Origin of the sequence: Pinirhizobacter sp. (assembly GCF_035317885.1) — a bacterium.
Lineage (GTDB): Bacteria > Pseudomonadota > Gammaproteobacteria > Xanthomonadales > Rhodanobacteraceae > Pinirhizobacter.
The window spans coordinates 1-13,925 of the sequence record NZ_DATHFX010000443.1 but is presented as its reverse complement, the minus strand read 5'-3'; the positions used below and the strand labels follow the sequence as shown (position 1 = coordinate 13,925).

11 protein-coding genes are annotated in these 13,925 nt (G+C 60.3%); 8 read left to right on the top strand and 3 right to left on the bottom strand.

From position 1 onward, the window contains the following. Nucleotides 1-315: 315 nt before the first annotated feature. Nucleotides 316-1,515 (top strand): alpha/beta hydrolase-fold protein, encoded by a 1,200-nt coding sequence (locus tag VK519_RS14635; RefSeq protein WP_324350945.1) that lies wholly within the window; start codon nt 316-318, stop codon nt 1,513-1,515. Nucleotides 1,516-1,517: 2 nt separating this feature from the next. On the opposite strand, the gene VK519_RS14630 is transcribed toward VK519_RS14635, so the two are convergent. Further along, nucleotides 1,518-2,933 (bottom strand): glycoside hydrolase family 30 protein, encoded by a 1,416-nt coding sequence (locus VK519_RS14630; protein ID WP_414692757.1) that lies wholly within the window; start codon nt 2,931-2,933, stop codon nt 1,518-1,520. Nucleotides 2,934-3,210: 277 nt separating this feature from the next. Between VK519_RS14630 and VK519_RS14625 the strand changes: the two genes are divergently transcribed. From VK519_RS14625 to VK519_RS14610, 4 genes are all read left to right on the top strand, one after another. Continuing rightward, entirely contained in the window at nt 3,211-4,536 is a 1,326-nt protein-coding gene (locus VK519_RS14625) for a ComEC/Rec2 family competence protein (RefSeq protein ID WP_324350941.1), read from the top strand. A gap of 326 nt (nt 4,537-4,862) precedes the next feature. Continuing rightward, nucleotides 4,863-6,755, top strand: coding sequence for a glycoside hydrolase family 76 protein (locus VK519_RS14620; RefSeq protein ID WP_324350939.1), 1,893 nt, complete (start codon nt 4,863-4,865; stop codon nt 6,753-6,755). Nucleotides 6,756-6,984: 229 nt separating this feature from the next. Further along, nucleotides 6,985-8,118, top strand: a complete 1,134-nt coding sequence (locus VK519_RS14615; RefSeq protein WP_324350937.1) for a TraB/GumN family protein — start codon at nt 6,985-6,987, stop codon at nt 8,116-8,118. Between the two features lie 71 nt (nt 8,119-8,189). Beyond that, entirely contained in the window at nt 8,190-8,666 is a 477-nt protein-coding gene (locus tag VK519_RS14610; RefSeq protein ID WP_324350935.1) for an energy transducer TonB, read from the top strand. Here VK519_RS14610 and VK519_RS14605 read toward each other — a convergent pair. Further along, nucleotides 8,635-9,618, bottom strand: coding sequence for a YncE family protein (locus VK519_RS14605; protein WP_324350933.1), 984 nt, complete (start codon nt 9,616-9,618; stop codon nt 8,635-8,637). The genes VK519_RS14610 and VK519_RS14605 overlap by 32 nt on opposite strands. Before the next feature lie 222 nt (nt 9,619-9,840). On the opposite strand from VK519_RS14605, the gene VK519_RS14600 reads away from it, so the two are divergent. The 3 genes from VK519_RS14600 (at nt 9,841) to VK519_RS14590 (ending at nt 11,538) form a co-directional block, all read left to right on the top strand. Beyond that, a complete protein-coding gene (locus tag VK519_RS14600; RefSeq protein ID WP_414692756.1) occupies nt 9,841-10,500 on the top strand; it encodes an alpha/beta hydrolase in 660 nt (219 codons plus the stop codon). 216 nt (nt 10,501-10,716) lie between these two features. After that, on the top strand, nt 10,717-11,046 hold the full coding sequence (locus tag VK519_RS14595) for a hypothetical protein (protein WP_324350931.1): 330 nt from the start codon (nt 10,717-10,719) through the stop codon (nt 11,044-11,046). Nucleotides 11,047-11,100: 54 nt separating this feature from the next. Next, on the top strand, nt 11,101-11,538 hold the full coding sequence (locus VK519_RS14590; RefSeq protein WP_324350929.1) for a GNAT family N-acetyltransferase: 438 nt from the start codon (nt 11,101-11,103) through the stop codon (nt 11,536-11,538). Between the two features lie 145 nt (nt 11,539-11,683). On the opposite strand, the gene VK519_RS14585 is transcribed toward VK519_RS14590, so the two are convergent. Next, nucleotides 11,684-13,925 (bottom strand): sensor domain-containing diguanylate cyclase (locus VK519_RS14585; RefSeq protein ID WP_324350927.1); only part of this gene is annotated, 2,242 nt, incomplete at its 5' end.

Genomic DNA, 13,925 nt, shown 5'->3' with positions numbered 1-13,925 from the left:
TCAGAAATATCAATGCGACAGGCCGCTCGGCTTGAGCATCTAGCTGCAGTTGCAGGAACGCCGGACTAACTGCTGATTACGAGGTTAAAGTTTCATCCCGAGCCAGATTACCGATTCAGTAGCTGCAGCGACAACAGGCTTAAAGATAAATAGACCGGCGTTTTGGTAAACCTGCTGCCTGTCGTTTAAACGTTCTGCGAAGTTTCGGCATCCAACGATCTTGACCGGTGTTGGATTGGGCCAAGACACGTCGAACGGGGTGATCTCATGCAAATGAAAGGTCAGGCGGGCAGCGGCAGGAGCGTTTTTTCTTGCGTGAAAGGGATCATCTTCTTCGTGCTGTTCCTTTCAGTCAGCACAGCCATCTATGCGCAAAAGGACAACCGGATCGTCATAGGAACCACGGAAGTCTTTCATTCTTCCGTTCTGGGTGAGGACCGGACCATCCTGGTTCATGTCCCTCAGGGTGAGCCCGGGCAACGCTATCCAGTACTGTATGTGTTGGATGGCGAGGATCACTTTGGCTCGGCAGTGGCATTTACCGAGCAGTTGAGCGGGGTATTTCCACAACTGATTGTTGTTGGCATAAAAAATACCGATCGGCAACGAGACTTGACGCCCGACAAGGGGCATATCGGCAAGATCCTGAGCGCAAACGAGTCTGCAAGGTCCGGTGGCGGCGGGAACTTCATGTCCTTTGTCGAAAAGGATCTGATCCCCTATATCGATCAACACTATCCAACCGCACCCTATCGCATTATTAGCGGTCATTCGTTGGGTGGGTTGGCTGTACTCAATGCTTTCTACTATCACACGGCCTTGTTCAATGCCTATATCGCCATCGATCCAAGCATTTGGTGGGATGACCAGGACTGGATCAGGACGGCTGAAAAGTCATTCCTGAAAAAAGACTTCGCGAACAGAAGGCTATTCGTTGCGGCGGCCAACAACATTCCAGCCGGGTATGACATCAAATCCATTCTGAAAGATACGACTGGCCTGTCGCCCGTGACTCAGGCAGTACTTCCGTTTATAAGCTTCCTGCGTGAAAGCAAGCTACGGAACCTGGACTGGTCAAGCAAGTTTTACCAGAATGAACGCCATGGAACGGTTGAACTGAATGCCGAATATGATGCACTTAGGTACATATTTCGTGACTATGAATTCAACGTCCGACAGTTCAATGAGCATCCCGATTGGGATCGCTACGTGCTGCTTAAAGCGCACTACCAAGAGGTTTCCCAGCGAATGGGCTATACGGTGCTACCTTCCGAAAGCATGGTGAACCAGTTGGGCTATGCGTGCATGGAACAGCACCAGATGAAGCAAGCGGCCGCTCTATTTGAAAGAAACACCAATGAGCATCCGAAGAGCGCGAACGCCTTCGATAGCCTGGGTGATTACTACGTGGCTGCAGGTGACAAGCCAAAGGCGATTGAAGCCTTCTCCAAGTCGCTAACCCTCGGCAACATGACAGATACCCGTCAAAAGCTGGATGCCCTCAGAGGGAAATGACGCTAGTACTTTAAATGTTCGCGCGGCCCGTTGAGCCATCCAAGTGCACGGCGGACCCAGGCGCCTGCCAGGTCGGAGTTCCATATGAAGGTGGCCACGCTCCTGGGTGGCATCGTGTACTGGAAGCGGACCGGACCTTGCGCCACCGTCACCGGGGTCGGCTCGGTGTGGCTGTTCACCACCACCAGTACCATCGATTCGTCGGAAACGTTCTGGAAGGCCACGTTTTCCAGGCCTTTCTCGGTGGCGGTGGATCCCACCCGCACGGCGCCCGGCAAGACGAATCGGCTGAAGTGCGCGATCGCGTAGTACTCGTCATTACGGGTGATCTCGCCAGTTTGCGAGTCGATCGTGATGATGCCCTTGCACAGGGCGCATCCGCCGAAGTGGGGGCCGTGGTTCTCGTCCAGCGCCAGGTTCCAGTACACCACGCCACGTGCCCAATTACGCATGCTGGCGACCAGCAGGTTATTCGAGAACCAGATCAGTTCACCGTTGGCCGCCGACGCCCAGTCGCCGCCGGAGCATTCGGTTAGATAGACATCCTTCTTCGGAAACGCCCGGTGGACATCACTCTGTGCATGGGGCGCGCCGGCGTAGCAATGCCAGGCCACGCCATCGACATAGCGTGCGGCATCAGCGTCGCCCAGTACCGCCAGCGGTTCCTCCGGATGGTTCCAGTTGTGGTCCCAATCCAGGATGCGGGTTGTCGATTTGCGGCTGGCCAGTTTCGGGCCAAGGTACTTGCCGATGACGCGCGCGCGCGTGGCTGCCGGCATCAACATGCCCGGGTAGGTGAGGGGCGAGAAGGACGGCTCGTTCTGCAAGGTCAGGGCAAAGATGGGAATGCCATAGCCGCGGTAGGCGTCAATGTATTTGACGAGGTAGTCTGCGTATGCGCTTTCGTACTGCTCGAGAAGCTCGCCACCCACCAGCACCTGACTGGACTTCATCCAGCCTGGCGCCGTCCACGACGAGGCGATGATGCGCATGTCCGGATTGATCGCCAGCACTTCCTGCACGGTGGGGATCACATCGCGTGTATTGGGGGTGACATTGAAGTGCGTCAGGTCAGGATCGGTCTGGCCCGGCGGCAGGTCATCGAGCGTGTAGAGGTCCAGCGAGAAATCCGAGGCACCGATGGTCAGGCGCATCATGTTCAGGCCGAGATTGGGCGGCCGCCCATACAACTCGTGCAACAGGGCGGTCCGCTGGACAGCGTTGATCTTGTTCTGGAGCAACCAGGCCGACGAATCGGTCATGGCGGCTCCGAACCCGACCATGGTCTGGTACGACTTGTCGACGTTGACAATCACTTCGGCGGGCGCCTCGCCGGGAACGCTCGTTTCGATCGAAGGCTGCTGCACGAGTTGGAGGCGGCGGTCTTCCGTGCTCAGCCACACCTCGACCGCTGGCATGGACGGCGGGAGGGGCGGGGCGACGACGACCTGTGCCACCGGATGCGCGAAGCGCGGGGCATACAGGCCGGCCAGGGTGAGCAGGGTAAACAGGGCGATGAAGAAGGCGGCCGCCAGGCGGGAGCCGGAAGGGCGGTCAACCACGGTGGGCATTCATCCTGTCGCTCACATTGGGGTTCACTCGGGCCACGGCGCTCCTGGGCTTGCGATTCAACAAAGGCACGTCAAGCGTGAGCCTTGTTAAGCTATCAGGCAAGCCCAGGGGGAGAAACGCATCGTGTCGCTTCCGCAAATGCCCTCCAGCAGGAATTATCGCCTGGCCGCCGCACGCACCCTGGCGCTCGCTGGCCTTCTTGCCCTGGCCGCCTTTGGAGCGGGCACGGCCTGGGCCGATGGAGTCCAACAAGCGCTCCCGCCATGGACGGATGGCTACCTCTACATCCATCACATCAGCACCGGGCGCGGAAATGCCGCCTATATCGTGATGCCGGATGGCACCACGATGCTTATCGACGCGGGGGAGTCGGACCCGGAGTTCGTCAAGTCCGTGGCTCCGCTGAAGGCGTTTCCGCCCTTGCCCGATGGCACTCACTCCTCCGGGTATTGGATCGCCAACTACATCCGCCAGTTTGCGCCGGCGGGCAGGCCGGTTGCGCTGGACTATGCGCTGATAACGCACTTTCACACCGACCATATCGGCACGATTCGGCCCACCAGCCCGATGTCGGCCACGGGCGCCTATCGGTTGGCGGGCATCACCGAAGTGGGCGACCTTGTCCCGATCAAGACGCTGGTTGACCGGGCGGCACCGAATTACACGGTTCCCGTGGATATTCGGGCCTGCGCGAAAAGTAACGGTGACGACGGGCGATCGCTTGCCAATTACCTGGACATGGTGGCGTTCCGCAAGGGGCACGGCGAACCGGTGGTCGGGCTTCAACCAGGGCAGCTGGATCAAATCCGCTTGCAGCAGGCGCAAAAGTTTCCTGACTTCCATATCAGGAATATCGCGTCGAGCGGCGTGATCTGGACCGGGCGCGGCACCGATACGCAGCAGTACATCCCGCCCGATGCCATCAAGGACTGTCACTTCGACGAGAACCCGCTCAGCAACGTCATCAGGATCAGCTACGGGAAGTTTTCCTATTATTCGGGTGGCGATATTCCCGGCGTTCCCGATTACACGCAGCCCTTTTGGCGCGATATAGAGACACCGGTCGCTGCGGTCGTCGGGCCGGTCGACGCCATGACCCTGGACCACCACGGTAATCGTGATTCCACCAACGGTGCCATCCTGCGGGCGCTGAGGCCACGGGTCATCATCCAGCAGAACTGGCTTTCGGCGCAGCCTGGGGAAGAGGTCGTGGTGAGAATGGCGTCCCAGGAATTTTATCCCGGACCGCGCGATGTGTTTGCGACCGGCATGAGTCCGGAAACACGGATCGCCATAGGCCCCATCATGGACAAAATATACCGAAGCTACGGCGGACACGTCGTTCTTCGCGTAGCTCCGGGCGGATCCACCTATGAAGTCTTCATCCTTAACGATGCTGACCAGACGCGGGAGGTGATCAAGCGCTTTGGGCCTTATCAGGCCCATTGAGGGGGCCTCAGCACGTTGTCGCTTCCCCGTTGGTGCTCGATTAATTTCGCGAGCAGCGGACTCAACGAATCGTTACAAACGGAACAATTTTCCGGACAGGCGGCACGCGATATCTCGTGGCTGCCTTGACGTGGTTCTCAATATTGAGTGAATAGCTCTGCAACACTTCGCGAGCCCGCACGAGCCGTTGTGTTCATCCCCACACCTGAAAACGGCGCCATGCGTCCACGTGTCCATGCCGGATCACCACCCACGGTCCGGCGGACCGGTAGGGGAGACGTAGCCTCCATTCCCTTCGTGGGTGTCCAAGAGGAGCGCTTGTGATCATGCGAGTACGGACATTGCTGGCCGTGGCCAGCTTGACGGTTCTGGCCGTCATCTTCCCTTCAATGGCAGCGCCACCTGCCCACCCATCCAGTCCGCACGCCGACGGCCCCACGGCAGTCGCCCGTGCCCGGGTGGCGGCGGACGTGTTGATGAGTTCTTACGATCCCGACAAGGCCTGGTTTCCGTCCAGCTGGTGGAACTCGGCAGTCGCCCTGCAGACCATCGGCGACTACATGCAACGCACCGGCGACCGCCGCTATGTCGGCCAGCTGGACAACACCTTCGAGAAAGACAAAGGCGTGTTTCCCGGCGGCGTGCTGTCGGGGGATCCTCTACTGGGTAATTTCACCAGCCGGGCGATCGACGATACCGAATGGTGGGGCCTGACCTGGGTGCAGGCCTACGACCTCACTGGCAACCGCAAGTACCTGGACATGGCGGTCACCATCGCCAATTACGTCAACGGCTATTGGGACACCAGCACCTGCGGTGGTGGCGTCTGGTGGAATGCCGAACGCACCTACAAGAACGCCGTCACCAACGGATTGTGGATCCGCCTAACGGCCGAACTGCACAACCGGATCCATGGCGACAAAACGTGGCTGGCCCGATCCCGCACGGCCTGGACGTGGTTCAGCGGCAGCGGCATGATCAATGCCAACGGCCTGGTCAACGACGGCCTCACCGACGCCTGCACCAACAACGGCCAGACGGTATGGAGCTACAACCAGGGCATGGCGATCGGTGCCGGCCTGGAATTGTGGCGCGCAACCAAGGACCCAACCATCCTGGCGACCGTGCGCCGGCTGGCAGACGCCGCTATCGGTCCGAATGCATTGGTGACCAACGGCATCCTGACCGAAAGCTGTGATGCACTGGACCAGACTTGCGATGACAACGGCAAGCAGTTCAAGGGCATCTTCACGCGCTACTGGACCGACCTCGTCGACACCACCCACGATAGCCGATACACGGCATTCCTCGAGGCCCAGGCCGAAAGTATCTGGAGCGACGATCGCGATGCCGCCGACCGACTCGGCACCCGCTGGTCCGGCGCCACCAGCGACGACCACCCCAACGTGTTCGACTGGCGCACCCAGGCTAGCGCGCTCAGCGCGTTGATCGGGGAGGTACCGACCTTCACGCCGCTGGAGTCACTGGCCGCGACCACGTCCCCCGCGCAATCGGTGATCATGCCCGCCGCGTCGAGCGCCTCGTCCATCGCCGTCGATCTCGGCGTATCGGCGACGGGTTTCTTCCCGCTGCAAGCACTCGCCGTGGTCAATGCTCCCAATGGTTGGGGCGTCTCGCCACGAGTCACCACGCTGCGCCTGCAGCCGCACGGCAATGCGAATCCCGTTAGCGGCAGCATTCCGCTGAAGGTCACCGTGCCGAGCCTGGCGACGGATGGGCACCACTTGGTCACCGCCAATGTGACGGCGGCCGGACTGCACTTCAGTACCCAGGCCGACGTGCTGGTCGCGCACAAGATCGACTTCGATACCGGCACCGTCGATGAGAACCCGTGGCTGTTCGATCCCGACGGCTCGCAGAGCAACGGCGTGCAGAACCGCTTCGCCGACGGCAACGCCCACTTCACCTACCGGTTCCCATTCCCGGCCGATACCACCTCGGCGCACGTCACCCTGACCATCGACGCCGAATTCCTGGTGCAGGTAAGTACCGACAACGAGAACTGGACGACCGTGCTGCAAGAAACTCAGCCGATCACCGACGGCTCGAACAAGGCCGACCGCAGTATCGACCTGACACCGTACCTCGGCACCGCCACCGATGGTTCCAAGCCGGTTTACCTCAAGGTGTCCGATGCCTTCCCCAATGATGGATGGGGTGGGCGCGTGTATCACGTCACGGCGGATATCGTCGAATAGAGTGGTTGGCCCTCCGTCCCCGGTTGCGCGGGGACGGAGGGCCCCGGCATTAGAGAATGCTGCGGTACCATCACGACCATGCCGAATGAGGTCGGAGTCGTAGATGCGGAAGAGAAGTCCATTGCGTAGCGAACGTCCGCGCCAGACGAGGATCTGCCTGTTTATCGCGCTTCTCAGCATCGCTGCTTCGTGCTACGCGGGCTCTTCTCCCTCGGACTTTCCGTCCTTCATGAACACGGCCAAGACCGTCTTCACGGGTAAGGGTGACGACTTCACAATGTATGCAGTACTGCATGCCGAGTACCAGACGTTGCCGCCGGCGGACCGGAAACAAGCTGGTCAGTTTCTGTCGATGATTGATGCGATGTTCGGTCGCTACGACGATGCAGGTCGACACTACGCCGATTCGTTTCCGGCGAAGGCGCCGATCGAATGCCCGTCCCCACCGTTTCAGAAGACGCCCATCGAGGATTCGATCGCGGGTATAGCAGGCAATTCGCGTGTCCTCTTGGTCAACGAGTCGCATTCGAACGTGGAAACCCGTGCGTCCATCATCCGCGCGTTGCCTGCCTTGCGTCGGGCGGGGTATACACATGTCGCCATGGAGGCCCTCAACCCGGCAAGCCCGGATGCGATAACCCAGGGATCGGGCGCGACGGGTGGCGATTACCTCCACGATAACGTCAAAGCCGGTTTCTACCTGCGCGAGCCGGTGTACGCACAGATGGTGGAAGAGGCGCACCGTCTTGGTTACGGGCTGGTGGCATATGAAAGTGAAAGGACCTGGGATGATCAACGCGAGGCACAGCAAGCGGCGAACCTGAAGCGGTGGTTGGATGCGAACCCCGGCGCACGTGTGGTTGTCGTCGCGGGTTATTCGCATATCTGGAAGTCGGATGGATGGATGGCCGAGCGTTTGGCTGCATCCGGTGTCAAGTCGACTGTCGCGGTGGATCAGATCGACGGACTCAGGGGTTGCCGTGGTCCTGAGAATCAACGTACCCCGGTTCTCTGGATGACAAGGCAGCAGCATGCGTGGTCGTCACAGCCTGCACGGGTCGATGCGACGGTGACGTGGCGCCCAGGGCGCGACCGGGGTGGCGTATCCAGCTGGCTCACGCTGGGTGGGCGAAGGATGGCTGTTTCGATTCCCCAGCCTTGCCAGGGCAAAAGGCCATGCCTGCTGGAGGCAAGACACGTCGGCGCTGACGGAAGTGTTCCGGAGGATCGATTGGTCCTGTTCCGGGTAGTCGAGAACGCGGTCCTTTATCTGTCTCCCGGCAAGTACGTCGTTTTGGCGCGCACGAGTGACGAGACGAAACGCACGACACTTGAGGTCGTCCAGCACGGGGCGGCGCATTGAACAGGTCGAGTAAGTCCCACGGCCGAAATGCCGGCCTTCTCGTCCTCCTGGCCCTCCAGGCTTGCAGATCAGTGGCGCCACCCGCCGCGGAGGCCCCGCCGCCAGCCCACAAGGGCGAGGTCAGCTACGCGCTGCTTCCCGCATCGGATGCGAATCAGTACAAGCTGAAGCGCAACGAGCACGCATTTGGCGCACAGCCTCTGGTGCACGATCCGCCCGTTTATCCGCCTTCCCTGGTCGGGGCCGGGCTCCCTCCGACAACCGTACAGGTGAAGGCGATCATCAATGAAGCGGGAACCGTTATTGACGTCAGGGACCTGGATGCCTCCTCCATGCCGGAGCACAGGCTTTTCCTGGCCGCCTGCCGGGACGTGGTGATGCGCTGGAAGTACACGCCTATGACCGTGGTTCAGGAATACGACGACGGTGCGGGCAACATCAGCCAGGTCGAAAAGACGGCGCCCTTCAGTCTCGACTATGCCTTCCGGTTCGAGCTAGTCGACGGGCGGCCGACGGTCACCGCGGGGCGGACACCGCCAGGATCCTGAAGCTTCCATCCACGGGGGTCGGCCGCTTGCCTTCTGGAGCGGGCGATAGCTCCGCGGCGGAAAGGAAGACCGTGCCGTCCTTGGTGTCCACCGCCAGCGTGCGTGCGCTCCGCTGGGTGGGGACGGTGGCCGTCACCCGATAGTGATCCGCACCGTCGCCTTCGACCACGGTCAACGTTCCACTTTGCCCGTTGGAGCTGTAGATGTGACCCGTGCGCGAATCGTACCCTGCTGCGTCGGCGCCCTTGCCGATAGGAAGCATCGCCACCTGCTTGCCGTTGGTGGCGTCGGTGATGGCCATCACCTCGTTCCCGCAGACGGAGAACAGCCGGTGCCTGGTGGGGTCGATCGCCAGTCCGCTGGGTCCATCGCAGCGCGGAAGGTCAAACGTAGCATCCACCTTGCCACGGCGGGTGTCGATGCTTGCCAGGGCATTGCGATCTTCCAGATTGACGAACACATGTCCGCTGCCGTCGGATACCGCAAACTCCGGTGCGCCGGGCAGTTCGACTGAACCGATCTGCTTTGCCAGTGCCGGGTCGATCACGCTTGCATCGTGGCTGTCGCCATTGAAGGCGAACACATGTCCACTTGCCTTGTCGAAAACGATCGCGTCCGGTTTCTTTCCGCTAAGCGGAATGATCGATATGGTCTTGAAAGTTTGCATGTCAAAGACGAGCACACTGTTGTTCTTGCCATCGGTGACGAAGCCGCGTTGCGCGGATGGCACGAGCGCTACCCCATGCGCGCCCTTCAAGCCCTCGATCCGTCCAATCTCTTTCCCCGCGTCGACATCCACCACGTCCACGTGATCACCGCGGGTCACGAACAGGTGCCGGCTGGCCTCGTCGAACGCCAGGTAATCCCAGCCACCAGTTTCAGGCAGCGAAACCAGCGGGGTCGTGGTGAAACCGGCCGACGCGATGGCCGCAGCGAGAACGAGGGAGATCACATGGTCACCGTGGCTGACAAGAGTCCGCCTAAGATGCCCCGTTCCGCTTACCAATTCCTTACGCTGGGATGAATTGCATACCAGGGAAAATGCCCTATTTGCGTCAGGCCATGATCACCAATCGACTAGTTTCGCCAACTAGCCTGAGGGCGGCGAGGGAATGTCTCGCGCGCTCGGCCGCCTGTTGCAGGCGCTCGACCCATGCAAACGGGACCTGGCCTTATGGACATCGATTGGCGTCGACTTGGAATGCTTGCTGGCCTCTCGCTTGCGAGCGTCGTGGCCTGGGCATCGCCCGCTTCAACGTGGCAGCCCGAAGCGCCGCTTACTCAAGTTCCACTTTGGCCTGAAAGCCACGAGATCGCTCGCCCGCCCGTGACCGGGCCGGAAACATTCAAGGAAGAATCAATCGAGAACGTCACCCGCCCGACCATGACCAGCTACCCGCCCAAAGGTGTCAATACCGGAACGACAGTGGTGGTCTTTCCCGGTGGAGGCTATCGAGTGTTGGCGATCGAAGGGGAGGGTACGAAGATTTGCGACTGGCTCACGGGGAAAGGTATGACCTGTGCGTTGCTGAAGTATCGCGTACCAACAAGTGGTCCCCAGTGGGACGGATCATGCCAGTGCCGGAGGGAGCCGAAGGTCCATATGGCTTTGCAGGACGCCCAGCGTGCCATCCGACTCGTTCGCCAGCAGGCAGCGACCCTTCATATCGACGTGAACAAGATCGGCGTGATTGGTTTTTCGGCGGGTGGTCGAAATGCACCTGTACCCAAGGGGCGGACATGGGTTTGGCCTCCACCGTCCGGATTTGCCTATCGGGGCATGGCCGGAGCTGGCGGAGAAGTGGATGCAGTCGATCGACATGCTTCCTCGTAACCGTTGATACTCCGCTAGATGGGCAACAGCAGCAGTAGGAACAGGATAGGGAGTGCCGCAATGCCTCGAAGCCGTAAGTCAGGCCTGAGATTTTTGTACCCGATGGTGATTTGCGCACCGTTGATCGGTCCGGTTGCGGCCAAGGAAGCGACTGTGTGTGAGGCGCCTTCCGTTTCCAGCAAGTTGGTATCCGACGGGCCCCTCCATGCGCTTGTCTTGACCGTTACCAATCAAAGCGCGAAGGAGCTATCCCTGGAGCAATATAACTTTGGGGAAAACATGTTGGACCTGCACGCAGTCAAGACAGAGGGAAACGTGGAACTCAAGCATGCAATTCCACTCCTCAGCCCCGGTGTTGCGCCAGTTACCATCCCGCCTGGAAAAAAGTTCGTCCGTAGAGTTAATCTGGAAAGTTCGTTCGCTGATCTTCCAAATGCACTGACTGCCAGCGATGTACTCATTTCATGGGCTTTGACCATGGACGGTAACGGCGCATGTTTCGTGCAAAAGCTCAGCGGCGTGTTCAAGATTCCGAAAAGCCGGTAACGGTCACCCACGATCAGCCGACCCGGCCCGTCTCCTCCGGGTGGATGCCAAACGATGCTCACCATCACTCAGCTGACGACTCTTCCTCCGGCTCTCATCGACCTGGAGCGTGAGGCATCCGTACAGGGATTCCACTTCGTTGGTCGTTTGATCGACGAGTGGCGGACCGGTACAAACCGGTTTCATAAGGAAGGTGAGCGTCTTTTGCTGGCGACCTGGGGAGACAGCATCGTGGGGATTGGCGGTCTGAATGTCGACCCCTATCAGTCCTCGGGCGATACCGCCAGGCTCCGTCGTCTCTACGTCGCTGATGCCTTTCGGCGCAGAGGCATCGGCGAGGCCCTGGTACATGCGCTCCTGGAGGAAGCACATGCACGATTTCGCATGGTCCGGCTCACCACTGACACGCCGGCGGGTGCTGCCTTTTATGTGCGACTAGGCTTCACAGCGGTCGACGACGAGACTGCAACCCACATGAAAATGCTGAGGTGAGTTTCCAGGGTCTATTTGCTCGTTAAAAAACGCGAACGTTCTTTTCTGGATGAGCGCGGTAGTAGTCGAGCCTGGATGCAATGTGTCGGGCGCTTCAGGATCAAGCGCGCCCCACACATGTGTCGAGGTTTCGTAACTACGACGACTAGAGAGAACCGGCCGGGCTCACTCCGGCGTTGATCGCCCCCGATGGCGGTGCCAGCACCGCCTGGTTCCGACCATTGGCTTTGGCGTGATAGAGGGCCTCGTCCGCCCTGGCGATGAATTCCGCCGAGGTTTCGCCTGGCACCCATTGAGTTACACCGAAGCTGCAGGTGATCGTGCCGACGTCTTCGAACACGACCTGGCCGACGGCGTCGCGTAGTTTCTCGGCCGCCTGGAATGCCATGGGTCCTCCGGATCCCGGGACGAGAATGACGAATTCCTCGCCGCCCCACCGGGCGAGAAAATCCGTTGTGCGGATGAGGTTTGGCACGAAGCGGGACAGCTGGACGAGAACCTTGTCGCCGGCCAGATGTCCGTAGGTGTCGTTGACCCGTTTGAAGTGGTCGATGTCATAAAGGATCAGGGAGAGCGGCGTGCCGTAGCGCTCAGAGCGCTCCATTTCAAGGGCAAGCGCTTGATCGAATTTCAGTCGATTGTGCAATCCGGTAAGGGGGTCCGTGGCCGCCTTCATACCCAGATCCTGGGTCAGTTCCTGGAGCCGGACGCGATTGTCCGCCAGGACGTCGTCATGGATCCAGCGACCCTTACCCACCAGGTAGATCAGCGCCATGATGGTCACCAGCAGGGTGATGACAATGCCCAGGAAACGCGTGGCGAAGATTTCCCGGGTCGGCTTCAGGATGACCAGGGACCATAGGCTGTGGTCGGCAAAACGACGGCGCACATATTCGCGTTCGTTGTCGACCGTAGCCCATGTTCCGTCGACGACTTCGCGCTCAAGCATCGGGCGATCGTCCACTTTACCGAATTGACGGGACAGTGACGCCTTCGCCTCGGCCGCCAGCGGCCAGAGGGTACGGTGGAGCGCCTCGGGGCGGTTCGTCATCGCGACCACTCCGTGCGGATCGATGAAGAAATAGGGGCGATTGAACTCCCGAAGATCCGCTTCAACGGTATCCAGTGACTTCGTCAGGACCGCAACCCCGACGATCTTGCCATCCGCGGATCGGATCGGCTGGCTCGCGTAGTAGTCGCGCGCGCCCGTCGCTGCATCGAACACGAACTGATGGCCACCGTCTCCGGCGATGGATTGGAGAAATATGACCGCGGTTCCGTAGCTGGGTTGTCCAGGCAGGACCCCCCGCGGATGGGACGAAGCAACCACGGTGCCCGTCCCATCCAGTATGTAACCGTGCCTGGCACCCGATGCCTCGACAGCCAGATCGAGGAATGCCTGGGCGGTGTTGTCGTCCGGCTGTCCGCCGCCGGTCAGCCGTGGCTGGATGGACGGGAACCCGGCCAACGCCTTCACCATCGCATCGACCGTGGCCGTATCACCGCTGAGCCGGCTTGCCAGCAGGTCGATGTCGCGACGCGATTCCTCCTGCACGTCGTGCCTGTAGATCCCGCCGAGGAATTCGGTGAGCGTCCAGCCCGAAACCAGAATGGTCCCCATGGAGACCAGGGTCCAGATAAATTGCTGGCGAACGAAGGCGGTGTATCTCGCCGAACGGAGTTGCCCGGCCAGCTGCTGCACCCACACCGCCCATATGGAAAACGCTATCCAGCACGCCAGCAAACCGCGGAAGAGTTGGATTGGTGCACCGACCTGGCTGACGAACCAGCCGTGGTTCACGATGCTCGCGGGCCAGAAGGGTGCAGCCGGAACGATAACGCCCGCAGCAATCGCATACAGCAGAAACCCGAGCGAGGCGGAGATTCCGGCATATCGGGCACCGGCGGGAAGTGTCCTCGCCCCCCAGGCCAATACGAGGCCTGCCCCGAGTGCACCGGGGAACGCAATGGCATAGCGTGCGGCAATGTTCGCTGCGGTGACGCCTCCGGTGACGCCGATCAACGCAACCAGCATCATCAAGGGCACGTAGATCCATCGCCCAGGGAGGTTCATTCCGAGGCGGATTGCCTCCAGCCGCGCGAAGTCAAGCAATAGAACAAACGATACCGTCATCAGCATCACGCGCACGACCGCGAATGCCACTCCATCGCCAATGATCAAAGCCGTCAGGTCCAGCCATTCACCTGCGCCGTGAACAAACGCAAACCCGCCGAGCACAGCCCATGCTTCGCCTTGACCTTTGCTTCTCGCGATCGCCCAACAGGTGGTGCCGAGCAGGATAAATGCCAGACCGTAGAAGAAGAAAATGAAGTCGAGCTGGTTAACGAAGAAGGTCGACATTGCATGCCCCTGTGCGATGGGATGT